Genomic DNA, 26,380 nt, shown 5'->3' on the forward strand with positions numbered 1-26,380 from the left:
ATCCGTTACCGAAATAAGTAACTTTTACAGAAATGACAAACTTAGTGGCTACTTTGTGTATGATTTGAGCGAAATACTTTGCGGAGTTTCTTGTGAAGATTTCTCCTCCGTCGAAATGACAAAACTGGACGGTTAGTTACTTTGCGTGCTTCGACTTCGCTCAGCCTGACAATTAGTATCAATAGTAAAAATCTGCTCAAATCTTAAGAATCTGCGTGAAAAAAAAAACAAAAAAATCCCGCCTCAATTAAGAAACGGGATTAAAGTGATATTCTCTTTTTTTCTATTGTTAAACCGTAGCAGCAATTTCTTGCGGCAACGGAATTTGATTTTTAAGTAAATCTTCAAATGTTTCGGCTTGACGAATCAAGATTCCTTGTCCGTTCATCCAAAGCACTTCGGCTGGTTTGTATCTTGAATTGTAGTTAGATGACATTGAGAAACAGTATGCTCCAGCATTTCTAAATTCTAAAATGTCACCTTCTGTGATTTCTGCAATTCTACGGTTGTTGGCGAAAGTATCAGTTTCGCAAATGTATCCTACAACAGAGTAAAAACGCTCTTTTCCTTTTGGATTAGAAATGTTTTCGATATGGTGTGAAGATCCGTAAAACATCGGACGGATTAAGTGGTTGAAACCACTGTCAATTCCTGCGAAAACTGTTGAAGTTGTCTGTTTTACTACGTTTACTTTTACTAAGAAATGACCTGCTTCGCTCACCAAGAATTTTCCTGGTTCGAAAATCAGCGTTAAATCTCTTCCGTATTCTGCGCAGAAAGCGTTGAATCTTTTGGATAATTTTTTACCTAATTCTTCGATGTCTGTTTCAATATCGTCTTTTTTGTAAGGAACTTTGAATCCGCTTCCGAAATCTAAGAATTGTAAATCTTTGAAATGCTTAGCGGTATCGAACAAGATTTCGGCAGCATACAAGAATACTTCGATATCTAAAATATCAGATCCTGTGTGCATGTGAATTCCAATAATGCTCATTTTTGTGTTCTCTACAATTCGCAAAATATGCGGAATTTGATGAACAGAAATACCGAATTTACTATCGATATGTCCAACAGAAATATTAGCATTTCCACCTGCCATTACGTGTGGATTGATACGAATACATACTGGAATATGTGGATGTTTTGTTCCGAATTGCTCTAAAATAGATAAATTGTCGATATTGATTTGTACACCCATTGCGGCAACTTCTTCAATCTCTTCCAGAGAAACGCCGTTTGGTGTAAAGAAAATTCTTTCGGGTTCATAGCCAGCATGAAGCCCTAACTGAACTTCCTGAATCGATACAGTGTCTAAACCAGACCCCATGTTCTTTAATAACTGTAGAATCGCAATGTTAGACAATGCCTTCATGGCATAATTAACTCTTAAGTTCTCCACCTTAGAGAAAGCTTTAGTTAATCTGTTGTACTGAGATTGGATTTTTTCAGCATCGTAAACATACAATGGACTTCCAAATTGGTCTGCTAACTGCAGTAAATCTTTTGCTTGCATTTTTTAAATCATTTTGGGCAAAGTTATTACACTTTTGATTACCAGCAAATAATTTGCAGAAAAATAACAAAATATAACAAATTGTTTTATTTCAAACAAAAAGTTGCTGTTTTTGGAATTTTATAACCTTTGTTAAGATACTATCCCGATAGCTATCTGGGCTAAGTTTTTTGCCACGAATTCACGAATTTCTCTAATTTATAAATGCTGTTGAAATGTTTTAACCGCAAATTACACAAATTTTCGCAAATTTTTTAATTTTAGATTTTTCGCAAAATGCTAAAACATAGCCCGTGGTTTCAACCATGGGAAACGTACGGATTGGACGTAATTATATATTGCGTCCCGGGTGGTTGAAACCACGGGTTGTATTTGAAATATAAATCGACCAGAAAATAAAAATTCGTGAAAATTTGTGCCATTCGTGGCAGACAAAAAAATAATCTGTGCTAATCATTTTATCCCGATAACTATCGGGAGTGGCTAAAAAAACAAAACCCCTGAATATAAATTCAAGGGTTTGTTAGTAGTTATGTTGTTATCGGAATAAAGATCAATAAAATGCTAAGAGAAAAAACTTAGAACCTTAGCATCTCAGTATCTTAGAATCTTTAAAAAAATTATAGACTCGGTAAATCTCCTTTTCCTTTAGTAGGCAAGTTTGTAGATCCCATAAGGAATAAATCTACTTCTCTTGCTGCTTCACGACCTTCTGAAATAGCCCACACGATTAATGATTGTCCTCTTCTCATATCACCTGCGGTGAAGATGTGAGGAACATTTGTTTGATAATTATGCGCTTTATAGTTGCTTCTTGCATCAATTTCGATTCCTAACTGCTCGCTTAATGTTTTTTCAGGACCTGTAAATCCAAGAGCCAATAAAGCTAAATCGCAAGGCCAGATTTTCTCAGAACCTTCTTTTTCGATTAATTCTGGACGCTGACCTGGAGTCATTTTCCATTGCACTTCAACTGTTTTTAATCCAGTTAATTCGCCTTTTTCGTTAGAAATAAATTCTTTAGTGTTGATCAACCAGTTTCTGTCGCAGCCTTCTTCGTGAGAAGAAGATGTTTTTAACTGCAACGGCCAGAAAGGCCAAGGAGTTGACTCGCTTCTTCCAACTGGAGGTTTTGGTAAAATCTCAAAGTTAGTTACCGATTTAGCTCCGTGTCTGTTTGAAGTTCCAATACAGTCAGAACCAGTATCTCCACCACCAATAACGATTACATCTTTACCAGTTGCTTTAACTTGATCTGGAATAGATTCTCCGTATAAAACTTTTGTTTGCTGTGTTAAGAAATCCATTGCTTGAACAACACCTTTGCTTTCGATTCCTTTAGTTGGCAAGCTTCTTCTTTCAGTTGCTCCTCCGCATAAAACGATAGAATCAAATGCATTTAGTTCTTCTACACTGAAATTAACACCAACATTTACGTTAGTTTTGAAAGTGATTCCTTCTGCTTCTAGAATCGCAACACGACGATCGATAATTCCTTTTTCTAATTTGAAATTTGGAATTCCGTAACGTAATAAACCTCCAATTGCATTGTCTCTTTCAAAAACAGTTACAGTGTGACCCGCTCTGTTTAATTGTTGAGCCGCAGCAAGACCTGCAGGTCCAGAACCAATAACAGCAACTGTTTTTCCAGTTCTTGATTTTGGTGGCTGAGGTTTAATCCATCCTTCAGCAAAACCTCTTTCTACGATGCTTTTCTCAATGTTTTCGATAGAAACCGGATCTTTGATGATTCCTAATACACATGATTTCTCACATGGAGCAGGGCATAAGCGTCCTGTAAATTCAGGGAAGTTGTTAGTAGATTGTAAAATCTCTAATGCGCTCTGCCATTCTTCCTGATGTACCATGTCGTTGAAGTCAGGAATTAAATTTCCTAACGGACAACCACTGTGGCAAAAAGGAATTCCACAGTCCATACATCTTGATCCTTGTTCTTTTAATTTATCTTTTGGAACCGGAATAGTAAATTCGTTGTAGTTCGAAACACGTTCTGCTACTGCTAAATTACTTTCATCGGCTCTGTTATATTCTTTAAATCCGCCTATTTTACCCATGACTTTTTAAATTAAATTCCAATTTCTTTAAGTTCCAAATTCCAATCCTTCGACTCCGCTCAGGAAGACATTACCATTGATAATGCCATTGAAATTTGGAATTTTATTTTTTGAAATTGATTTTTATCCCGCTATTAATTCTTCTATTTGTTTTTCTTCTGCAATTCGTTTTAATGCTTTTTTGTAATCAGTTGGCATTACTTTTACGAAGTGCTGTTGTTGGTTTTCCCAGTCTGCTAAAATTCTTTTTGCTAATGGACTGCTTGTGTACAACGAATGGTTTTTGATCAGTTTTCTTAGTTTCGTAAGATCTTCTTCTTCCATTGGATCGAATGCAACCATTTCCATGTTGCAAACTGTAGAATCGAATTTCTTATTTGGGTCGTAAACATAAGCTACACCACCGCTCATACCAGCTGCGAAGTTTCTTCCTGTTTTTCCTAAAACTACTACTGTACCACCTGTCATGTACTCGCATCCGTGATCTCCAATTCCTTCTACAACTGCTGTTGCTCCAGAGTTTCTCACACAGAAACGCTCTCCTGCGATACCATTAATATAAGCCTCTCCGGTAATAGCTCCGTAAAGGGCAACGTTTCCAATAATGATGTTGTCTTCAGGTTTGAAAGTCGCAGTAGGAGGTACTTTTACAATTAGTTTTCCTCCAGAAAGACCTTTTCCTAAATAGTCATTACAGTTTCCGTGAATTTTAAATGACAATCCGTTTGTTGCGAATGCACCAAAACTTTGTCCGGCAGAACCTTCAAAATCAACTAAAATAGTGTCATCTGGTAATCCTTGTGCGCCATAAATTTTTGAGATTTCGTTACTCAAAATCGCACCTACAGAACGGTCTGTGTTTTTGATTTTGAAAGTAACTCTCGTTTTCTCTTTTCTATAGATAGACGGAATAGCTTCTTTGATGATGTCAAAATCCAATACATTTTCAAGAGCGTGATCCTGAGTTGTTGTATTGTGATTTGGAACTGTTTTCGCTTTTTCCGGTTTGTATAGAATAGTCGATAAATCTAATCCGTTTGCTTTATAATGTTTGATAGCTTTGTCTACGTTTAATTTTTGAGACTGACCTACCATTTCTTTTAAAGTTCTGAAACCTAACTGCGCCATGATTTCTCTTAACTCTTCAGCGATGAAATACATGAAGTTGATTACGTGCTCTGGAGTTCCTTTGAAATTTTTTCTCAATTCAGGATCCTGAGTTGCGATACCAACTGGGCAAGTATTTAAGTGACAAGCTCTCATCATGATACATCCAGAAGCTACAAGCGGAGCCGTAGCAAATCCGAATTCTTCTGCACCTAATAAAGCGGCGATAGCTACGTCACGACCAGTTTTCAATTGTCCGTCACATTCTAAAACTACACGGCTTCTTAAGTCGTTTAGAATCAGAGTTTGTTGCGCTTCAGCTAAACCAAGTTCCCATGGAATACCTGTGTGTTGTAAAGATGTTAATGGAGCAGCTCCGGTTCCTCCGTCGTAACCAGAAATCAAGATAACGTCAGCTTTTGCTTTAGCAACACCGGCAGCGATGGTTCCAACTCCAACTTCAGAAACCAATTTCACGTTGATACGAGCTTCACGGTTTGCGTTTTTCAAATCGTAAATCAACTGAGATAAATCCTCAATAGAGTAGATATCGTGGTGCGGAGGAGGCGAAATCAAACCTACATAAGGTGTAGAGTTTCTCGTTTCAGCAATCCAAGGCACTACTTTTTCTCCAGGTAACTGACCACCTTCTCCAGGTTTTGCTCCCTGAGCCATTTTGATTTGGATTTCTCTAGCGTTTGTCAAATAGTTGATCGAAACTCCAAAACGCCCTGAAGCTACTTGCTTAATTGCAGAGTTTCTAGAATCTCCGTTAATTTCTTTCTGGAAACGTCTTGGATCTTCTCCACCTTCTCCAGAGTTACTTTTTCCACCAATTCTGTTCATTGCAATCGCTAAGTTCTCGTGCGCTTCCTGGCTGATAGAACCATAGGACATTGCTCCGGTTTTGAATTTCTTCACAATTTCTGTCCAAGGTTCTACTTCGTCAATAGAAATTGGATCCAAGTTGTTGAATTCAAATAAACCTCTAATAGTCATTAAGTTTGAGCTTTGCTCGTTTACAGCATTTGCATATTCTTTATAGCTTTCAGGGCTGTTTAAACGAACTGCCTGTTGTAATTTGGAAATCGTAGTTGGGTTAAACATGTGTTTTTCTCCACCACGTCTCCATCTGTAAATACCTCCAATTTCAAGAGAAAGCAAGTTTGCAATTTTTGAATTTGGGAAAGCTTTTTGGAAACGTTTTTTAACCTCTTTTTCAACTTCCATTAAACCAATTCCTTCAATTCTTGAAGGTGTATAAGGGAAGTATTTAGATGTAAATGTTTTGTTTAAACCTAAAATCTCGAAAATCTGAGCAGCTCTGTACGAATGTAAAGTAGAGATACCAATTTTGTTCATGATTTTCACGATTCCTTTTGCGATCGCTTTGTTATAGTTAACAACTGCATAATCAGCTTTTACTTTTGTAATGAAACCTTTTTCAACCTGATCATGAATGATTTCGTTTACCATGTAAGGATTGATTGCGCTCGCACCATATCCGAACAATAAAGCAAAATGATGAGGTTCGCGTGGTTCTGCAGATTCGATGATGATTCCGAATTTAGAACGAACTTGTAAAATGTTTAATGAATGGTGAATGTAAGAACAAGCCAATAACATTGGGATTGGAGCTAATTCTTCGCTTACACCTCTATCTGATAAGATAATGATGTTGCATCCTTCTTCAACTGCTTTGAAAGTTGCCTGAACACATTTTTCAAGTGCACGCTCTAAACCGTTAACTCCTTTTTCTATTTTATATAAAGTAGAAATAGTAGCCGATTTGAAATCTGCGTGATCGATATTTCTGATTTTATCCAAATCCTCGTTAGAAATAACCGGATTTTGGATTTTCAGTTTTTTACATTGTTTCGATTCAATTTCGAAAATATTGAAATCTCCACCAATCGCTAAACTGATATCCGTAATGATTTCTTCACGAATACCATCCAATGGTGGGTTAGTAACCTGAGCAAACAATTGTTTGAAGTAATTGTACAACAACTGAGGCTGATCTGAAAGAACTGCCAAAGGCGTATCATTACCCATAGAACTGATGGCTTCAGCTCCGTCACTTCCCATTGGGTTGATGATCGTTTTTAAATCTTCAATTGTATAGCCAAACAAACGCTGTCTTGTCAAGAAATCTAATTTTTCAACAGGAGTAGGGTTGTTTGTGTAAGGAACGCTAGCCAATGGCAATAAGTTTTCCTCAACCCATTGTTTGTATGGACGTTTTGTAACAATCGCTTTCTTTACTTCTTCGTCTTCGATGATACGACCTTCATTCATATCAACCAAGAACATTTTTCCTGGCTCAAGACGACCGTGCTGAATTACATCTTCTGGATCGATGTCTAATACACCAATTTCAGATGACATAATTACGAAGCCGCTTTTTGTTAATGTATAACGAGAAGGACGCAATCCGTTTCTGTCTAGTAAAGCACCAATTACGTTTCCATCTGTAAATGGAATAGAAGCAGGACCATCCCAAGGTTCCATGATACAAGCATTGTACTCATAGAAAGCTCTTTTCTCAGGAGACATTGTTTGGTGTTTTTCCCAAGCTTCAGGAACTACCATCATCATTGCCTCTGGAAGTGAACGTCCAGTCATCAATAAAAGTTCAATTACCATATCCATAGAAGCTGAATCTGATTTTCCTTCTAAGATAATTGGGAATAATTTCTTGATATCCTCGCCAAAAACAGCACTTTGCATAAGCTCTTCACGAGCACGCATACGGCTTACGTTTCCACGAAGTGTGTTGATCTCACCATTGTGACACATGTATCTAAATGGTTGAGCTAGATCCCAAGATGGGAATGTATTTGTAGAGAAACGTTGGTGTACAAGCGCTAAACGTGTCACCAAGTCTGGATCTTTCAAATCTATATAATAACGGCTGATGTCTTCTGGCATCAATAGACCTTTATATATTATAGTAGTTGTCGATAAACTAGTAAAATAAAACATGTGGCTTTCTGAGGTCTTAGATCCTCTTACGGCATGTTCAGCAATTTTTCTAGCTGCAAAAAGTTTTGCATTAAATTCTTGTTCAGTTAAATCTTGTCCGTTTTTAGAAACGAAAACTTGTTTAATTGTTGGTTCTTTTTCTGCGGCGATTTCACCTAAATTTTCAACGTCAACAGGTACATCTCTCCAACCTAAAACTTTTAAGTTTTGATCTTTAATAGTAGCCTCAAATGCATTAATACAAAAAGAAACCTGGTTTTTGCTTTTTGGTAAAAAAACCATTCCTACTGCATACTCACGCGCTTCTGGGATTTCAAAGTCACAAACTTTCTTAAAAAAATCATGAGGAATGTCGAATAAAATTCCGGCTCCGTCACCAGTTCTTCCATCAGAACTTACGGCACCACGATGTTCCAATTTAATTAAGATGTCTAATGCTTTGTGAATAATATCATTTGACTTAATACCATTCAAATTACAAATAAATCCTGCACCACAATTGTCGTGTTCAAATTCAGGCAGATAAAGCCCTTGTTCTTTAACTCTCATTCTTGATATTTTTTTTACAAAAATAAAGATTTCGTTAAACATAATGTATTGAAATAGTGCTTTTGCTTTCATTTTTGCTGTAATATTAGAAAAAGGGTTCTTAATTATTAATATTATTATAGAAGGCATCCCGAATTGCTAAAAATATAATTACTCTTAAAATATATTAGGAAAAATCGTCGGGAGGCCAATAAAACCAATGAATTTTTTGTTAAATATCAAACGTTTTCTAAGAATTGTGTTAACATTAACAAATTGTTCCGTTAACGATTTGTTTGCTTTGAAAAATTATCAACGTTTAATACCTACTATATAACATTTATTTAATTGAAAAAGATTTTACTATTAAGTTGTATTTTGTTACTTTTGTCGCACTTTTATTCTGAAATAAATTCAGAACCAGACAAATTCTATATTATGAACATACACGAATATCAAGGAAAAGAAATTTTAGCTAGTTACGGAGTACGTGTGCAACGCGGAATCGTGGCTAATAATGCAGTTGAAGCTGTGGCTGCTGCAAAACAATTAACTGCCGAAACTGGAACAGGATGGCATGTAATTAAAGCACAAATTCACGCAGGTGGTCGTGGAAAAGGTGGTGGAGTTAAGCTGGCAAAAAACTTACAACAAGTTGAAGAGTTAGCAGAACAAATCATCGGAATGCAGTTAATTACTCCTCAGACACCGGCTGAAGGTAAAAAAGTTAACAAAGTATTAGTAGCTGAAGATGTTTACTATCCTGGTGAAAGCGAAACTTCTGAATTTTATGTTTCTGTTTTATTGAATAGAGGTACAGGACGCAACATGATCATGTATTCTACTGAAGGTGGAATGGATATCGAAGAAGTTGCTGAGCACACTCCACACTTAATCTTTACTGAAGAAATTGATCCTTCTGTAGGATTGCAAGGTTTCCAAGCTAGAAGAATTGCTTTCAATTTAGGTCTTTCTGGAAATGCTTTCAAAGAAATGGTGAAATTCATCGATGCACTTTACAATGCTTACATTGGTTCTGATGCTTCTATGTTTGAAATCAACCCAGTTCTTAAAACTTCTGACAACAAAATCTTAGCTGTTGACGCTAAAGTTAACATCGACGATAACGCTTTATACAGACAACCTAAATATGCTGAAATGAGAGATATCCGTGAGGAGAATCCAATCGAAGTTGAAGCTAAAGAAGTTGGTCTTAACTATGTTGACCTTGACGGTACTGTAGGATGTATGGTAAACGGAGCTGGTCTTGCAATGGCAACTATGGATTTAATTAAATATGCTGGTTTTGAGCCTGCTAACTTCCTTGACGTAGGAGGAACTGCTGATGCTAAGCGTGTTGAAACAGCTTTCAGAATTATCTTGAAAGATCCAAACGTAAAAGCTATTTTAATTAACATCTTCGGAGGAATCGTTCGTTGTGACCGTGTTGCTCAAGGTGTTGTTGATGCTTACAAAAACATGGGTGATGCTATTAAAGTGCCAATTATCGTTCGTTTGCAAGGAACAAATGCTGAAATTGCAAAAGAATTAATTGACAACTCTGGTATGCCAATCTTATCTGCAGTTCAATTCCAAGAAGCTGCTGACCAAGTTAAAGCTGCTCTTTCTTAATTAAAATAAGAAATCAATTTATATAGAAAATCCATTCCGAAAGGAGTGGATTTTTTTGTTTTAACCGCAAAGGACGCAAGGATTTTTTACATATAAGAATCTACATAAACGCAAAGTTCGCAAAGCTTTATCCATATAGCTTTACGAACTTTGCGTTTGTATACATATTACTTGGTTAAATCCTTGCGCTCTTTGCGGTTAAAAAATATTATTTCAAAACAGTTGATAAGTCCACAATTTCGAATGTAGGATCATGTTCTATAAAGCCTCTAATAATTGCAGCATGACCTGCACCAACTAAGACCATTATTTTGTTATCTGTGCTTTCAGTTAGTTTCTGGATTAAAGAATACATGTACAAGTTTCTTTTGTACCAATTTGCAACCAAAGAAGGTCCTGAAAAATCATCTGGATTTCCAGCTCTATTTGCTATTTCCAAATACCATTGAAGATTTTCATTTTCGGTTTGTTTTGTATTGTAATACAACATCATTTCTTGTAATGAGCTTTTTGCTATTTTTTCATTATGATTTTTTTCGAAATTTCCTGTTGTCACTTTATTTTTCTCCATTAAGTCTTTTTGATTTGCTTTTTCCATGGCTATCATTAAGCTATCATATCGAAAAGGAGTATAAAGATTCATTCCGTATAATTTTTTATGATTCAGTTTTTTAGCCGTGCGAATTGCCAGTTGTGTTATTTCGTTTTTATTGTTTTTGATAAGGCTATCCGTGTTTTTATTATAAAGCTTGTCTAATTCTGCTTGTTTGCTAAACTCCCATTCTACAAATATTTTATCTGGGCCAAATTTTTTGATTTTGTCACTCATTATTTCGAGTTCCTTTTGGCTTTTATCAGATAAGATATCAAAACTGTTTAGTTTAGCAACATCAAGACCGGGATTAGCGTAATGAAATGTTCCAACCAATAGAATCTGCTTTTTCTTAGTTTGAGCAGAAGTTAAATTTAATGTGATAATAGCGAGTAATAAAATGATTTTTTGCATGACGTTTGTTTTTAAATTCATGGCAAATGTATCAGCAGATTTAGAGCTTTGTTTTCATTTTTGATGAAACGCAGATTCCATTTGACCAACTATCCAGATTTCACTTTCAAAATGTTCGTGTAAAGTTTTTAGCTGTTTGTCATCAAAAAATAAGGTTTCATATAAATACCATTTTCTTTTAAAGTCATAATCGTATTTTTGAGTTAATTATCAAAAACTATGAAATCAAAAATTCCTTTTTACTATCATATTGTTCTCTTCTTTTTGTTACTTCTAACCTATATTTTCTGGGATATTGGACTAAATAATAGAGAAGTAAAATTCGTATTGCAATCTATTTACTTAGGAATTACTCCAGCTTATTTATTGAGTGTATTTATTATCTACATTCTTAATTTTTATCTTTTTTGTAATTGGTTTTTAAACAAAAAAAAGTTACTCTTTTATATTCTCACAATTCCAGTTTCGTTATTGCTTTTTTCTGCTGTTCGTTATTTTTTGGACGAAGTTGTTTTGTATAGTATCACAGGAATGCACAACTATTATGAAGAAGCAAGGGAAATTACCTATTACATAAAAGACAATTTTTTCTTCGGATTGCCAGCTGTAATTTTAAGCGCATTGACTTTTTTGTTTTGGCAGTTTCAAACCGCACAACATCAAAACCAGGAATTGCTTTTGGAGAATAAAAAAGCTGAGTTTCAAATGCTGAAAGCGCAGGTTAGCCCACATTTTTTGTTTAATACGCTGAATTCTTTTTATAGTAAGTTGGTTTTGAAAGAAGATGAAATGGCTGATGATATTTTGGTGCTTTCTGATTTGCTTCGATACGTTATTACCGAAACAGATAAAGATGAAGCCATACTTTCAAAAGAAATTCAATTTATTCAAAATTATATTCATTTGCAGAAAAAACGCTTTGAAGATCAGCTGTTTTTAGATTTTACAATTGAAGGGAATTATTCAAACGAAAAACTCATTTCTTCGGCTTTGGTACATTTTGTGGAGAATGTTTTTAAACATGGGAAACTGAATGATGAAAAGGAAAAAGCTCTTATTTCTATCAAAATATCAAACGGTTTTTTAGAGATTTCAACTTTCAATTATAATGCAAGCGGAGAAAATTATTCCTCTACTGGAATTGGTTTTGAAAACCTTACTAAAAGACTTGATTATATGTACAAAAATCAATTTATTCTTGAAAAAACAGAAGAAAATGATACCTTTAAAACTTACTTAAAAATACCGCTAAAGAAATAATTTATGGCTTTTAAATGTATTATTGTAGATGACGAACCGCCTGCAACCAGAATATTGGAAAACTATATAGGAAAAGTAAATTTTCTTGAAAAGGCTGGAGTTTTTAATGATTCATTAAAAGCATTAGAATTTTTAAACACACAATCTGTTGACGTGATTTTCTTGGATATTCAAATGCCTCAATTGACAGGATTGCAGCTTTCTAGAATTATTTCGAAAAATATAAAGATCATTTTTACAACCGCTTATCCTGATTTTGCTTTAGAAGGTTTTGAGTTGAATGCAGTTGATTATTTATTGAAGCCGATTTCGTTTGAACGTTTCTATCAAGCGGTTTCAAAGCTGAATTCAGAGCCTAAAGTAGAAAATTCAAATCAGAGCAATCTGCCAGATTTTCTTTTCGTTAAAACAGATGGAAAGAATAAATTTCAGAAAGTATTTTTGACGGATATTTTATATGTAGAAAGTCTTCAGAATTATGTTTGCATTCATACTTCAAAACAGCAAATTATAACGCATTCGTCCTTGAAAAATGTAATTGAATCTCTTCCAGAAAATGAGTTTATTCAGATCCATAAATCGTATGTTGTTTCTCTAAAACATATAGAATCAACAGATAATTTTTCTGTTTTTATTAATGGAAGAGAACTGCCAATTGGAGCGACTTTTAAAGATGCCTTTTTTGATAAAATAGAGGAGAATAAAATTTAAAAAAAGATAGCCACGAATTCACGAATTTTTATTTTCAAAGATTATCAAAAATTCGTGAATTCGTGGCTATAAAAACTTTAATGTTAAATTATTTCTTATTCTTCCCGTTTTTAAAAACTACTTTTTCTACGACAACCGGTTTTCCATTTCCTTTTGGGAATGATTTCTTTTTAGGCTTTCCAGCAGCTGAACTTGATTTTGATGGACTTTTATCGCCTCTATATTTTTCAGAATCTTTTGGTGCAGCTTTAAATTCTGGTCTTTCTTTAGAAGTTTCTCTTTTCGGAATTTCAGCTTTATGCTTTGCTAAAACCTCGTTTGGATTTTTAGGATTTTCTTTCGTTCCTCTTAAATGAATCACCAATCCGTTTAAGAAATTGCGTAAAACCTGATCGCCGCATTCCATATAATTCGGATGATCTTCTGCTCTGAAAAAAGCGCCTAATTCTGATTTCGAAATTCTAAAATCTACTAATTCTAAAATTTCAACTATTTGGTCATCACGGAGCATCAAAGCCACGCGAAGTTTTTTAAGTATATCGTTATTTGTCATAATTATTGTTTCATGTTTAAAGTTTCAAGTTTTTCAAATCTTTACTTGATCCTAAAACTCATTATTTACTTTTTGCAAAGGTAGTTTTTTAAAATGATTAAAAACGAGAATTAAAATCATTTAAAACGTTTACAAGTTTGTCTAAATCTTCTTTAAGATGATTTGCTGTAATTACAATTCGGTTTAAAGGTTCTGCTTCTTTGGTGTATCTGAAACTGGCAATGACAATTTTTTCTTGTTTTAATTTTTCAACTAATTCATTCGATAAAAGATAAATTAAAGGATAGTTTTTATCAAATAAGATATTGTTGTTTTTGATTAAAATCGAATCAATATAGCGTAAATTGTCTTTCAGTTTTTGATGCTGTATTTTATAAATTTCTTTGGCATCAGAAAGTGTCTGCACAAAAGCGGGATTCATTCCTGCTGCGCTTGTAAAAGTTTCCAATTCTTTGATTTGATTGATAAATTCAGAATCTGAAGCAATTACGCCGCCAGTTAACCCAAAAGCTTTTCCTAATGAAGAAACCATGATTTTTCTTTTAACGGGAAATTCAATTGAAGAATAAATTCCACTGCCATTTTTGCCTGTAATTCCTAGCGAATGCGATTCGTCAACTACTAAAGTAATTGCTTTGCTTTTTGAAATTTTTTCTAAAAACGATAAATCGGCAGGTTTTGTTTCAAAAGACGGAACGCCATCAGTTAGAATCGTTATTTTCTCAGGTTTTGAATTTAATGAACGGTCATTTAAGTTTCCGTCTAAGAATATTGGAAGGCTATTTTCAGTTTGGATAGCATTATGCGTATCATTCAAATGAAAAAAGCAATCGGTCTTCTTTTTCATTAAATCAATAACCAGTTTTCCAGCCAGCATTCCCGAAGAAACAGTGACAGCCTTTTCTGAGCCAATATGAGAAGCCAAAAATGTTTCGCCTGCGTCATAAGCTGATAACTGAATATTTGCCGTTCTAGAGCTTCCGTATGTAGTTCCCCAATTCAAGATATTCTGAACTACTAATTCCTGGAATTTTGCATTAGTCGGAAGTCCCAAATACGCAGTTCCGCCAAAATACAAATACTGCTTTTGGTCAATTTCAATAATTCGATCTGGAAATTTATCGACTATCATTTTATAAAAGTGTAACTCCCGTTCCGTTTAAATTTGAATAACTTACAACGCCATCTTTTATGGTTACTCCCGTCGCAATATCTTCTGCTAAAAGAAGTGCGCCGTCCATATCTACATAATCCAATTGCGGAAGCAAATGCGCAATTGCAGAAATTCCGACAGTAGATTCCGTCATGCATCCTACCATGGTTCTTAAGCCTAATTTCTTAGCTTCTTCGATCATGCGTTTTCCAGGAGTTAGACCACCACATTTTACCAGTTTTACATTCACGCCATGAAAATGATTGTGGCATTTTGCTACATCTTCTTCGATAATACAGCTTTCATCAGCAATTACAGGAAGAACAGAATGTTTAAAAACTTCTTTATGTCCTTCCCAATTATCCGCTTTCATTGGCTGTTCTAAGAATTCTACGCCCAGTTTTTTCAATTCAACAGCGTTGTTGATGGTTTCTTCAACTGTCCATCCGCAGTTGGCATCAATTCTGAAAACAGCATTGGTGTGTTTACGCAGTGCTTTTACAATTTCGATATCTTCTTTGGTTCCTAATTTAATTTTATAAATCGGCCAAGGAAGTTCCTGCATTTTAGAAACCATTTTATCGATAGAAGCAATTCCGATTGTATAATCCGTCATTGGGTTTCTTTCGGTGGTGTAATTCCACAATTCGTAAAGTTTTTTACCTTTTTTGCGAGCATACAAGTCATTATAAGCCAAATCCAACGCGCACAAGGCAAACATATCCTCTTTTAAATGCGGATGGATTTTTGCCCAAAATACTTCTGGAGTTTCATTCTCAGTATTTTCAATAATAGATCTGATTTTTTCCAAATCCTGCATCATCATTGGAACCGTGATATTGTAATACGGGTTTGAAGTGGCTTCTCCAAAACCCGAAAAACCATCGCTTTGCAATTCGACAATTAACGAAGGCTGAAAATCAATAGACTCTCTCGAAATGGTAAAAGTGTGTTTTAGCTTGAGATTGTATTCTCTTAAAATTAGTTTCATTGTTATGCGATGTTTTTGTTTTTTTTCAATTAATAGCCCAGCCAAAGTATTGCTTCTGCGAAATGATCCCGCCAAAGTTTTTCATTGTGTTCTCCGCCTTTTACAATTTTAGTTTTGTCAAGATGAAGGCAATAACAGCGTTTTGTATCTAGTAAACGTTTCATTTTAGTTAAATCGTTTACCATATCGTCACTTTCTTTATCACCACACAAAAAATAGATTTTAGTTTTGATTTTGGATTGTTTTTCGGTGAAAGTACAAATGTCTGGAGAAAACCAAAATGAAGGCGAAAAAACTCCTGCTTTACCAAAAACTTCGGGATATTTTAAAGCTCCGTAATACGAAACCAATCCGCCGAGAGAGCTTCCAAAAAGAATGGTGTTTTTGGCTTTTGTTTTGGTTCTGTAATTTTTATCAATATACGGTTTTAATGTTTTTACAATAAATTCGAGATAATTATCGGCATTTCCTCCACCGTATTTTTCATTTTTAAACGGAGTCAGTTCATCAATGCGCTTTTCATTTCCGTGTTCGATTCCTACGACAATTACTTGAGCTTTTAAACTGTCTAATTTTTCATCGACATTCCATTCGCCAGAATAAGAAGTTTTAGCATCAAACAGATTTTGAGCATCGTGCATGTAAATAACGCTGTATTTTTTCTGAATGTTTTTGGAGTAATTTTCTGGAAGATAAATCCATATTTTTTTTGAAGTATTCAGCTGAGGCGCCTCAATCGTAAAAGTCGATACGTTTTTTGAAGCGGTGCTTTGTGCTTTTGCGATAAGAGTAAACAGAAGTAAAATTGCCAAGAAAATCCTCTTCATTATCCGTGTTTTGTATTTTTATTTAAAAGCAATATTTTAGCTAAAAATAATAAATTGATGAATACAGAAGCAGAAAAAAGAAGTTTACTTTTAGAAATGATTACCCTCGCCACTGTAGACGGACATTTGCATAAACGTGAGCTTGAATTTTTAAGACTTGTAGCTTTGGAATTGAATATTAGCGAAGAAGAATTTCAGGATTTATTTCATCAGGAAACAAAAGCGCTTCCTATTCCTTCTGAAATGCAGCGTATCAATCAGTTTTACAGACTAGCTTTGTTAATGCATTGCGATGGTGTTTTGCACGAAAGAGAATTTCAAGCCATTCAGCAGATTGCTTTACAAATGGGATTGAATCTTTCTGCTGTAAAACGTGTTTTAGAAATGATGAAAAAATCTCCAAATACCGTAATTAATCCAATAGTTTTGCTGGAAATTTTTAAGGAACAGCATAACTAAGCCAGCTGTTCCTGTAGTTTTTTAATTTCGTCACGAAGTTTGGCAGCTTGCAAGAAGTCTAATTCTTTAGCTGCTTTTTCCATCGTTTTACGCTTTTCGCGAATCATTTTCTCCAACTCTGTTTTAGATAAATAAGCTGTTTCTGGTTCAGCTGCAACAGGAATCGGATGTCCTAATTCATATTCAACCAACGGATTTTTGGTAAACGCGCTTTCGATTTTTTTGTTTAGCGCTTGCGGAACGATATTGTTTTCCACGTTGAAATTAATCTGTTTGGTTCTTCTGTAATTGGTTTCGTCAATTGTTCGTTGCATACTCGCTGTGATTTTATCGGCATACATAATGGCTTTACCATTTAAGTTTCTCGCCGCACGACCAATAGTCTGCGTCAAAGATCTGTGATTTCTCAAGAAACCTTCTTTATCAGCATCTAAAATAGCCACAAGCGAAACTTCTGGTAAATCTAAACCTTCACGAAGCAAGTTTACTCCAATTAAAACATCAAAAAGACCTTTTCGTAAATCTTGCATGATTTCGATACGTTCTAAAGTATCAACTTCCGAATGGATGTAACGGCATCTAATATTTACTTTCGTTAAATATTTGGCCAATTCTTCGGCCATTCTTTTGGTTAAAGTAGTTACTAAAACTCTTTCATCCAATTCACATCGAACCTGAATTTCCTCAATTAAATCATCGATCTGATTTAAACTTGGACGAACTTCGATTTCTGGATCTAATAATCCGGTTGGACGAATAATTTGTTCTACATAAATTCCGTCAGATTTCTGTAGTTCGTAATCGGCAGGAGTTGCTGAAACGTAAATTACCTGATTTTGCAACGCTTCAAATTCTTCAAATTTTAATGGACGGTTGTCCATTGCGGCAGGTAATCTAAAACCATATTCAACCAAGTTTTCTTTACGGCTGCGATCGCCTCCGTACATGGCGTGAACTTGAGAAACGGTTACGTGACTTTCGTCTACAACCATCAAATAGTCGCTTGGAAAATAATCTAACAAACAGAAAGGTCTTGTTCCGGCTTCACGTCCGTCAAGGTAACGAGAGTAATTTTCAATTCCAGAACAATAACCCAATTCTCGAATCATTTCTAAATCAAAATTGGTTCTCTCTTCCAGACGTTTGGCTTCGAGATGTTTTCCGATTTCTTTAAAATAATCAACTTGTTTGACCAAGTCCTGCTGAATCTGCCAAATAGCGCCTTGTAAAACTTCTGGAGAAGTCACAAACATGTTGGCTGGATAAATAGTTAATCTTTGAAATTTCTCTATTACATGAGAAGTTTTTGCGTCAAATGATTCGATTTCTTCGATTTCATCTCCAAAAAAATGAATTCGATACGCATCGTCAGCATAACTTGGATAAACTTCAACCGTATCTCCTTTAATTCTAAAAGTTCCTGGATTAAAATCGGCTTCTGTTCTAGCATATAAACTCTGAACTAAACTATGCAATAATTTAGTTCTCGAAATAACCTGATCTCTAGTGATTTCAATAACATTTTTTTGAAATTCAACAGGGTTTCCAATACCATATAAACATGAAACTGAAGCCACGACCAAAACATCGCGACGACCAGAAAGCAGAGAAGAAGTAGTGCTTAAACGCATTTTCTCCAGTTCTTCATTGATAGATAAATCTTTTTCAATGAAAACTCCAGTCACGGGCATAAAAGCTTCTGGCTGATAATAGTCGTAGTACGAAACGAAATATTCAACAGCATTATTTGGAAAAAACTGTTTGAATTCTGAATACAATTGCGCTGCCAAAGTTTTATTGTGTGCCAAAACCAAAGTTGGTCTTTGCACTTCCTGTATTACATTGGCAACGGTAAAAGTTTTTCCCGAGCCTGTAACTCCCAATAAAGTTTGATATTTTTCTCCGTCAACCACGCCCTGTGCCAATTTTTGTATGGCTTGTGGCTGATCTCCTTTTGGACTATATTCTGAGGAAACTTGAAATTTCATTTGCGTACACTGAAAATTTGGTTTTGTAAAGATACGAAGTTTGCTTTTAAGTAAAGGGCTTAAAATGTTTGACACGAATTTCACGAATTCCCACGAATTTTATATTTTCTGAAAAAAAAATACAAAAGTAAATTTGTGTAAATTCGAGCAATTCGTGGCAAGAAAACTTTTATTCTAAAAAATTAATAACAGCATCGTTCACAATTTTTGGCTGATCGATGGTCAAAAAATGCCCTGCATCTTTTACCGTTTTTGTTTTGCAATTGCTAAGATATTTGTTAGCTCTTTCTAAACTTTCTTCTGAATTAATGACATCCTTATCTCCAATTAAAACCAAAATAGGATTATTGATTGATTCTAATTCTTTATCTGAAAAAGGCATCATTTTAAGCATGCTAGAATTGGATTTTGCATATTTATTGGCCAAATAAAATTGCCTTTTGTAAATGCGACTTATGTTTTCAGGATGAGTTGAAAAAGTGTTTAAGGTTTTGCTGAATTTCTTTTCGCTTGGAAAAAGTTTTAGCATTAAAGCTGAAGTCGTTTTTCTAGGTTTATCAAGAAATTTGAAAGTTTGTGCAGGACTTAATAAAACAATTTTATCAATTGAATTTGGTTTTTGAACGGCTAATAAGGTTGCAATCCAGCCACCTCTTGAAGCGCCAATAATATCAAAATTCTTTAATTTATAATGATTGAAAACTTCATTATAAAAAACAACAATATCGTCTAATGAAAGCGGTTTTGCAGTTAAATTGGATTTGTTAGGTTCCATGATAAAATCGATCGCGTAAATACGATGATTTTTGGCTAAAACTTTAATGTTTGGATACCACATGGTAGAACTGGCATCCATTCCGTGAAGTAGAACCATATCTTTTCCGTTTTTTGGTCCGGCCATTACAACGTGCGCTGTTCCAAAACTTGTTTTTACATCTTCTTCGGTGTACGGAATGTTCCAAAGTTTTAAAGCTTTATCATAAGCGGTTTGATAACTTACTTCTTCACTTTTGGTTTTAAAAACGTAGTCTTCAAATTTTGGCTTTTTTGAAGCACAGCTTGTCACTAAAAAAAGTACAATGGCTAATCGGGAATATAGTTTTAACATGGCAATAAAATTCAATTTTCAGCTTAAAGTTACGAGTAGAGTAGGCGAAAAGTGTATCAGAATTTTAGTTTAAACTATCATAATTTTAAGATTTATCATTTTTGGAAGCCAGATAATAAATCTGTACAAACGCTAAAATGGCATTCGGAATAATTACAGGCCAAAGCCATTGGTTGAAATCTCTGTAATCGTTTAAAAAGATGCCGTAAATGACGAAGCAGATACAGCCAAACATATTAATGAATCGTATTGTTCGAAGATTTTTAAGCAAGAAACCGCCAACAATAAATACGGATGCGAGATAACCAATATATTCTGCCATGATCTTAATTTTAAATAGTTTACAATAAATGTACTTAAAGTAAATTATAAAATCAAGATTTTGGTATTGGAAATGAATGTGTTAAAAGAAATGTTTCTGCGAGTTTGGGTTTTCAAAAAAACTCCAAGCCACAATACGACTTGTTTTTTGCCCTTGCGACATTTCGATTGTTTTTACAGAAACAGCATTTACTTTTTTCAGGATTTTATAAATCGAAGTAAGATTTTCTTTTTTAGAAACTAAAGTGGTAAACCATAAAACCTGAGAAGGGTATTTGGCACTTTCGTAAATCATTTGTGTGATGAATCCGATTTCGCCGCCGTTGCACCATAATTCGGCATTTTGTCCTCCAAAGTTTAAGATAGGGTTTGCATTTCTTTTTTCTTTCGGATTAAGATTAGAAACTTTTCTAGAAGTGCTTTTATTTGCTTCTTCTACAGATGCATGAAAAGGCGGATTACACATCGTGAATGTAAAACGATCTTCTGGCGTGATAATGTTTTTAAAAATAAATCGAGGTTCGGTTTGTTGCTGCAAGCTGATAGAATCGATTAATTCTGGATTGGCTTCAATAATTTTGGTACAATTTTCAATTGATTTTTTGTCAATATCTGTTCCTACGAAACTCCAATTGTATATTGAATTCCCTAATATCGGATAGATTAAATTTGAACCTGTTCCGATATCTAATCCTAAAACGGTACTGGTTTCTGGAATTTGATTATTGTTACTTTCAGCCAATAAATCGGCTATGTAATGAATATAATCGGCACGTCCTGGAATTGGCGGGCAAAGATAGTTTTTAGGAATATCCCAGTTTTGAATATTGTAATAGGTTTGGAGTAAAGCCTTGTTTAAAGTTTTTACCGCGAGCGGATTACTAAAATCAATGGTTTCAATTCCGTGTTTATTGATGGAAATAGAAGCTTTTAATTCTGGACAATTTGAAATCAGTTTTTCGAAATCATATCGGTTTCTATGAAGATTTCTTGGATGTAAATTGCCTTTTTGTGAATTGTTTTCTGCTTTCATTTTCATTGATTTCGATTGCAAAGATAGGTATTCCTTTTTTGAAGAAGGGCTTGTTTTGAAAATGAGTGCCCTAGCCCTGATGGGAGCGGCATCCTTTTTCTGGCTTCTTTAGCCAGGAAAAGATATAGCGGACAGCAGGAAACAGCTCCTAATCAAAACATTCCATTAAAAGCAAATCGCCTTCACGATGCGTTATGGTTACAATACCATCTTTTTCGACAGAATTACTGCTTCCGGTTCTGTAACCCATTGTAAGTGTATCGTTGTTTAATTCGTACTTTAAATTGGCTGAAGAAATTCCGTTTACAATGCCAATAGGAATTAACGAAATAGGCGTATTTGCGGTATACCATTTTTCGAATTTTGTTGGCAGTAGGAATATTTTAGAATGGTCATCAAGAATTACAATTTTGAGCAAATCTCGGTAACGAACAATTTGTGTTAAATTTGTAATGGTATGATCGGCGCGTCTTCCAGTTGCCCAAACGACATTTACGGCGGGAATTTTTCTTTCTATAAGATAATCAAAAGCTTTCTCTAAATCGGTTTTATCCTGATCTGGCGTATAAACGATTTCGATTGGGAATTGTGATTTGTAAATTTCTGGATCAAATCCGCGATCAAAATCGCCCAAAAGAACATCGACTTTTATGCCTAATTCAATCACTCTTTCGATAGCCGAATCTAAAACAATAACTAATGGCGACCACTCTAGCAATTGTCCTAGCAATTCAGGATCGCAGGCTGCGCCATTGGCAATGATTAAAGCTGGTTCTTGATCGTCGCGAACGATATGATGTGATGACATGAGAGTTTTTTTAATGTGGCGCTAAGTTACAGCTACAATTTTAGATTTCTATTTTTTTGCCACAGATTTCACGGATTAATGGGATTAATCATTTTAAATCCTTTAATCTGTGGCAGAAAAAAACTAAAAATCAAGTAATCTTCTGTGATAGTTAATCTGTCCTAAATGGTAGGCAAGATGAGTAGAAAGATGAATTAAGAAAAATCCGGTTGTCATTTCTTTTTCGAAAACAATCTGGGGATAAATCGCTTCTAAATCAGCTTCTGTTAAATTGTCGAGAGCGTTGTTTACAACTGAAATCGTATCTTCAATTTTCTGAATTAATTCTGCTTTTGGAATATCTTTTAAAGAAAACTCCAAAGGACGATTTCGTACGTAACCTGTTTTGCCAATTTCAGCGCCAATAAAGGCATTTATATTCCCAATTAAATGAAGGCAGAGATTTCCAGCAGAATTGGAGATGTTTTTATCAATTGTCCAAATTGAACTTTCATTTTGATAAGATTCAATTTCACTTTTTAGTTTGTTTAAATCTCGATTGAAAAGAGTTTTTAGCGTTTCTAGTATCATACTTAATTTCTGTTTTTTATCGGAATCCAGATTTCTTCTTCAGAAGCTGGATCGTCCTTTTTATATTTTTCATTCATTACGGCAAAATGCGGTCTGTCGTCTACCGTGTATTCAGAATTTGGGAGCCATTCTGTAAAAATATAATGATACGTTTTATGTCCTTCTGAAGCTGGACCTATATGAAGAAAAACAGCGTAAAGGCCGTCAGGAACGATTAGAGTTTCCATTCCTTCTGGAATATTTGAATAATCTGCGACTTCTACGGCAGCCCATTTTCTGAAACTGTCATTAGGATCAAAATTATCAAAATGATTTTTTGCATAAACTTCCAAAGAATACAGATTGGAACTAATTGTATTTCTAATTTCTTTTCGATTTGGCATAAAACCGTTCCATAATTGAAAAGTTTTGTTTTCAATAAATGACATTTCTATAAAATGTCCTACGAGTTTTTTCTCGGTTAAGTTTTTGATTATAGGTTGCATACTTACTCGATTTTGCGTTTTTTTGTACTGGTTTCACTTAGTGAAAAGTAACCCAGCGGATAATTATCTTTATTAGTTACATTGATCATATTTCCTTTTACAGTTGCTGGCGGGGACTGAAAAGGTCCTCCAACGCTGCTTCCCGCAATGCTAACCAAAATATTCATATAATTATAATATTGTTTTGAAATTCCATAGTGTGTTATTTCAATTTCATTTCCAGTTTGCAAATCTTCATCGTCTGAAAGACTAAAAAACTCATTACCATTAAAAAATTTATCCTCATCTACATAAAATGTTGATTTGATTTTATTGGAATATACATATTTGTATAAATAAAAATTATCGGCATCGGCAGGATCATTATAAAATGCTTTTATCTCAATGTCTTGGCCAGTAAAACCACCTTGATTATTTTGTTCTACCCGTGTAATGGGAGCTACAGATTTTAGAGTTTCTGTTCCAATATACCTATTTCCTCTACTAATTACGGTTAACGTATATTGTTCGTCAATAACAGGCTTAAAATTAGTGCATACATATTGGCCGGTCTTTTTAATTTCGATAAAATTAAATCTTTCTTTATAGCTATTTTCTATGTAGATGATCGCGCCAGAAACAGTTGGAATTTTATTTTCAAAATAACCGGTTGTTGTGGTCAGTTTTATAGTTTGATCATTTCCTGTTGTTCCTTTCTCCCAGGTAATAGCAGCTTCAATCACCAATTTTGGAGGCGCTGTATCCAAATCAACATCAACGACCTCTTCGCAACTTGCAAAGATTAGAGATGTTAAAAACATGATTACAAAAACTAATTTTTTCATAGATATATTTTTTAGTTTTTAAACTGATTTTTTTTTAGAATTTGAAATTATAACTCACCGCAGGGACAATCCCGAAAATAGAAGTTTTAATTGCTTCATTCATACCTGTATCTGTATTTTGGCGAAAATTAATTGAAGCGGCATTCATACGATTGTAAAGATTATAGATGCTAAAAACCCATTCGCTTTTCCAGTTTCTATCTTTGTTTTTTCTTGGTGTTAGTGTTGCAGAAATATCCAAATGATGATAAGCAGGAAGTCTATTTTCATTTCGCAAACCGTAGCTTGGCACCGTAATTCCTAAATATTCATACTGGCCAGTCGGATACGTAACTGGCTGTCCTGACTGCAAAGCAAAGTTAGCGCCAAAAGACCATTTTTCGTTTAAGTTGTAAGCTGATGTAATGGCAAGATTATGTGTTTTATCATAAGCAGAAGCATACCATTGACCATTATTTATGCCTGTTTCTTCTGGTGTTCTTCCTGGTGTTTGTTGTTCAGATCTTGAAATGGTGTATGAAATCCAGCCATTAAATCGGCCTTTGTTTTTCTTTGCCATCAATTCTAAACCGTATGAACGCATATGGCCGTTTAATATGACTTGCTCAATAGCGTTGTTGGCTATTAAATCGGCTCCGTCTATATAGTCTAATCTATTTCGTATTTTCTTGTAATAGGTTTCTACTTCCAAAGAATAGGCATCATTATAGATATTTCTAAAATAACCCAGAGCTACTTGATCTGCAAGCTGAGGTTTAATGTAATTATCACTTGGCATCCAAACATCAAGCGGAGTAGGAGAAGAGGTGTTGGAAATCAATTGGAGATATTGCGCCATTCGGTTATAGCTCACTTTTATAGATTGATCTTCATTTAATTGATAAGAAAGAGAAAAACGAGGCTCAAGATTATTATAGCTCTGAATGACTTTGTTTTTGCCAAAATATTGAGTTGAAGTTGGCGTGCCTTTTTCGTAAATCTGCATATCGCTATTAAAAACTACTGGCTGATTGTTGTCGTAATAATTAATAGTTGAAGAGCCTAATCTGTAAAATAAGCTGTAGCGCAATCCGTAAGCAACGGTGATTTTTTTAGAAAGCTGACTTTCGGCATCCAGATAAACAGAAGGTTCAAAAGCGTATTTTTTGTCTAATTGATCTGGATTAATTCCTGAATCTTCGCCAGTTGGTTTTATGGTTCCGGGATTAAAATCGTAATAAATTCCGTTTACGCCATAATTCAGTTTTAGTTTATCTGAAAGATAATGTTTGAAATCGTATTTAATGTTGTAGTTTTTGATTCCAGAATCCCATTTGAATCCCACAAAACCAAGATCTAATCCGTAATAATAATCACTGTAAATTAAAGAGAGATTCGAGAATAATTTATTTGAATACAGATGATTCCATCTCAGGTTTAAAGTTGAATTTCCGTAAGTATTGGTAAAACTTTTATTCAGCCTGAAAACGTCTCTTCCAAAATATCCTGACAAATATAAGCTGTTATTATCGTTAAGTTTATAGCTCAATTTGGTGTTTAAATCATAAAAGTAGGCCGCATTATCTTTGTCATCTTCAGAAAATTTGAGAAAGAGGTGCGCATAAGAAGCTCGTCCGCCAATAAGAAAAGAACCTTTATCTTTCACAATCGGTCCTTCAGCCAATAAACGGCTTGAAATTAAGCCAATTCCGCCATTCATATGGAAATCTTTACTGCTTCCGTCTTTTTGATAGATTTCTAAAACCGAAGACGCTCTGCCGCCATAACGCGCCGGAATTCCACCTTTATACAATTTTAGATCTTTAATGGCATCGGGATTAAAAACGGAAAAGAATCCGAAAACGTGAGAAGAATTAAAAATAGTTGCCTCGTCCAAAAGAATTAGGTTTTGGTCTGCACCGCCTCCGCGAACATTAAATCCAGAAGCGCCTTCACCGGCATTGGTTACGCCTGGAAGTAATAAAATAGATTTTAAAACATCAACTTCGCCTAAAACTACCGGCATTTTTTTTATGGTAGAAATGGAGAGTTTATTCACACTCATTTCTGGCGACTTGACGTTTATTTTGCCTTTGTTTTCTGTAATGATAACTTCTTGAAGTTCTTCGCCATTTCCCTCGCTGATAGAAAAATTGGTTTTTGTATTTTGATTTAAAGAAATGTGCTTTTGAATAGTCTGATAGCCAACATAACTGATTTCGATTTCGTATTCTCCTTTTGGAGCTGAAAGCGAATAAAAACCGTATTCATTTGTTGTAGTTCCTATTTTTAAAGATGGAATAAAAATGTTTACTCCAATTAAAGTTTCATTGTTTTTGCTATCGCTGATGGTTCCGCTTAGAGTGAATTTTTCCTGCGCAAATGAGGTGAAAATCGTTAAAATAAAAAGAAAAAATGTGCAGGTATTTTTTGTAATCATTATATTGATTTTGATTTACATAGT

The 26,380-nt window shown here is 34.6% G+C and carries 21 protein-coding genes; 4 read left to right on the plus strand and 17 right to left on the minus strand.

All coding sequences use genetic code 11. From position 1 onward, the window contains the following. Positions 1 to 289: 289 nt before the first annotated feature. From lysA to gltB, 3 genes are all read right to left on the minus strand, one after another. The gene (gene lysA / locus NU08_RS11450) at positions 290 to 1,513 is read right to left on the minus strand and encodes a diaminopimelate decarboxylase (protein WP_008462116.1); all 1,224 of its coding nucleotides are present in this window, start codon (positions 1,511 to 1,513) and stop codon (positions 290 to 292) included. A 620-nt stretch (positions 1,514 to 2,133) separates the two neighbouring features. Then, positions 2,134 to 3,588, minus strand: coding sequence for a glutamate synthase subunit beta (locus NU08_RS11455; RefSeq protein ID WP_129747232.1), 1,455 nt, complete (start codon positions 3,586 to 3,588; stop codon positions 2,134 to 2,136). Positions 3,589 to 3,711: 123 nt separating this feature from the next. Then, positions 3,712 to 8,229 carry a glutamate synthase large subunit gene (gene gltB / locus NU08_RS11460; RefSeq protein ID WP_129747233.1) on the minus strand — a complete coding sequence of 1,506 codons (4,518 nt, stop codon included), beginning with the start codon at positions 8,227 to 8,229 and terminating at the stop codon, positions 3,712 to 3,714. A gap of 417 nt (positions 8,230 to 8,646) precedes the next feature. On the opposite strand from gltB, the gene sucC reads away from it, so the two are divergent. Then, positions 8,647 to 9,840: an ADP-forming succinate--CoA ligase subunit beta gene (gene sucC, locus NU08_RS11465; protein ID WP_073416988.1), complete on the plus strand. Its 1,194-nt coding sequence runs from the start codon at positions 8,647 to 8,649 to the stop codon at positions 9,838 to 9,840. A 208-nt stretch (positions 9,841 to 10,048) separates the two neighbouring features. On the opposite strand, the gene NU08_RS11470 is transcribed toward sucC, so the two are convergent. Further along, complete coding sequence (locus NU08_RS11470; RefSeq protein ID WP_129747234.1) at positions 10,049 to 10,846, minus strand: DUF5694 domain-containing protein; 798 nt, start codon at positions 10,844 to 10,846, stop codon at positions 10,049 to 10,051. 219 nt (positions 10,847 to 11,065) lie between these two features. Between NU08_RS11470 and NU08_RS11475 the strand changes: the two genes are divergently transcribed. Then, positions 11,066 to 12,106, plus strand: a complete 1,041-nt coding sequence (locus NU08_RS11475; RefSeq protein ID WP_129747235.1) for a sensor histidine kinase — start codon at positions 11,066 to 11,068, stop codon at positions 12,104 to 12,106. Positions 12,107 to 12,109: 3 nt separating this feature from the next. Further along, positions 12,110 to 12,817 (plus strand): LytR/AlgR family response regulator transcription factor, encoded by a 708-nt coding sequence (locus NU08_RS11480; protein WP_129747236.1) that lies wholly within the window; start codon positions 12,110 to 12,112, stop codon positions 12,815 to 12,817. Positions 12,818 to 12,905: 88 nt separating this feature from the next. Here the strand turns inward: NU08_RS11480 and NU08_RS11485 are convergent, their stop codons facing one another. The 4 genes from NU08_RS11485 to NU08_RS11500 form a co-directional block, all read right to left on the minus strand. Then, positions 12,906 to 13,370 carry a DUF1456 family protein gene (locus NU08_RS11485; RefSeq protein ID WP_129747237.1) on the minus strand — a complete coding sequence of 155 codons (465 nt, stop codon included), beginning with the start codon at positions 13,368 to 13,370 and terminating at the stop codon, positions 12,906 to 12,908. A 97-nt stretch (positions 13,371 to 13,467) separates the two neighbouring features. Then, positions 13,468 to 14,502 carry an aminotransferase class I/II-fold pyridoxal phosphate-dependent enzyme gene (locus NU08_RS11490; protein WP_129747238.1) on the minus strand — a complete coding sequence of 345 codons (1,035 nt, stop codon included), beginning with the start codon at positions 14,500 to 14,502 and terminating at the stop codon, positions 13,468 to 13,470. Position 14,503: 1 nt separating this feature from the next. Further along, positions 14,504 to 15,514 carry a dipeptide epimerase gene (locus NU08_RS11495; RefSeq protein WP_129747239.1) on the minus strand — a complete coding sequence of 337 codons (1,011 nt, stop codon included), beginning with the start codon at positions 15,512 to 15,514 and terminating at the stop codon, positions 14,504 to 14,506. 29 nt (positions 15,515 to 15,543) lie between these two features. Continuing rightward, on the minus strand, positions 15,544 to 16,341 hold the full coding sequence (locus NU08_RS11500) for an alpha/beta hydrolase (RefSeq protein WP_129747240.1): 798 nt from the start codon (positions 16,339 to 16,341) through the stop codon (positions 15,544 to 15,546). A 57-nt stretch (positions 16,342 to 16,398) separates the two neighbouring features. On the opposite strand from NU08_RS11500, the gene NU08_RS11505 reads away from it, so the two are divergent. Beyond that, positions 16,399 to 16,800, plus strand: a complete 402-nt coding sequence (locus NU08_RS11505; RefSeq protein WP_129747241.1) for a TerB family tellurite resistance protein — start codon at positions 16,399 to 16,401, stop codon at positions 16,798 to 16,800. Here NU08_RS11505 and uvrB read toward each other — a convergent pair. From uvrB to NU08_RS11550, 9 genes are all read right to left on the minus strand, one after another. Continuing rightward, positions 16,797 to 18,788 (minus strand): excinuclease ABC subunit UvrB, encoded by a 1,992-nt coding sequence (uvrB, locus tag NU08_RS11510; RefSeq protein ID WP_129747242.1) that lies wholly within the window; start codon positions 18,786 to 18,788, stop codon positions 16,797 to 16,799. The two genes, NU08_RS11505 and uvrB, sit on opposite strands and share 4 nt — an antisense overlap. Positions 18,789 to 18,957: 169 nt before the next feature. Beyond that, positions 18,958 to 19,896, minus strand: coding sequence for an alpha/beta fold hydrolase (locus NU08_RS11515; protein WP_129747243.1), 939 nt, complete (start codon positions 19,894 to 19,896; stop codon positions 18,958 to 18,960). An 85-nt stretch (positions 19,897 to 19,981) separates the two neighbouring features. Beyond that, complete coding sequence (locus NU08_RS11520; protein WP_119789661.1) at positions 19,982 to 20,218, minus strand: uroporphyrinogen decarboxylase; 237 nt, start codon at positions 20,216 to 20,218, stop codon at positions 19,982 to 19,984. Between the two features lie 81 nt (positions 20,219 to 20,299). Beyond that, positions 20,300 to 21,250, minus strand: a complete 951-nt coding sequence (gene rlmF, locus NU08_RS11525) for a 23S rRNA (adenine(1618)-N(6))-methyltransferase RlmF (RefSeq protein WP_129747244.1) — start codon at positions 21,248 to 21,250, stop codon at positions 20,300 to 20,302. A 148-nt stretch (positions 21,251 to 21,398) separates the two neighbouring features. Continuing rightward, complete coding sequence (locus tag NU08_RS11530; protein ID WP_129747245.1) at positions 21,399 to 22,058, minus strand: thiamine diphosphokinase; 660 nt, start codon at positions 22,056 to 22,058, stop codon at positions 21,399 to 21,401. A gap of 123 nt (positions 22,059 to 22,181) precedes the next feature. Beyond that, positions 22,182 to 22,628 carry a DinB family protein gene (locus tag NU08_RS11535; RefSeq protein ID WP_129747246.1) on the minus strand — a complete coding sequence of 149 codons (447 nt, stop codon included), beginning with the start codon at positions 22,626 to 22,628 and terminating at the stop codon, positions 22,182 to 22,184. Between the two features lie 2 nt (positions 22,629 to 22,630). Continuing rightward, entirely contained in the window at positions 22,631 to 23,113 is a 483-nt protein-coding gene (locus NU08_RS11540) for a GyrI-like domain-containing protein (RefSeq protein ID WP_129747247.1), read from the minus strand. A 2-nt stretch (positions 23,114 to 23,115) separates the two neighbouring features. Then, on the minus strand, positions 23,116 to 23,937 hold the full coding sequence (locus NU08_RS11545) for a DUF4249 domain-containing protein (RefSeq protein WP_129747248.1): 822 nt from the start codon (positions 23,935 to 23,937) through the stop codon (positions 23,116 to 23,118). A 34-nt stretch (positions 23,938 to 23,971) separates the two neighbouring features. Further along, the gene (locus tag NU08_RS11550; RefSeq protein ID WP_129747249.1) at positions 23,972 to 26,356 is read right to left on the minus strand and encodes a TonB-dependent receptor; all 2,385 of its coding nucleotides are present in this window, start codon (positions 26,354 to 26,356) and stop codon (positions 23,972 to 23,974) included. Positions 26,357 to 26,380 lie beyond the last annotated feature (24 nt).

This window comes from Flavobacterium anhuiense, from assembly GCF_004151235.1.
Taxonomy (GTDB): Bacteria; Bacteroidota; Bacteroidia; order Flavobacteriales; family Flavobacteriaceae; genus Flavobacterium; species Flavobacterium anhuiense_A.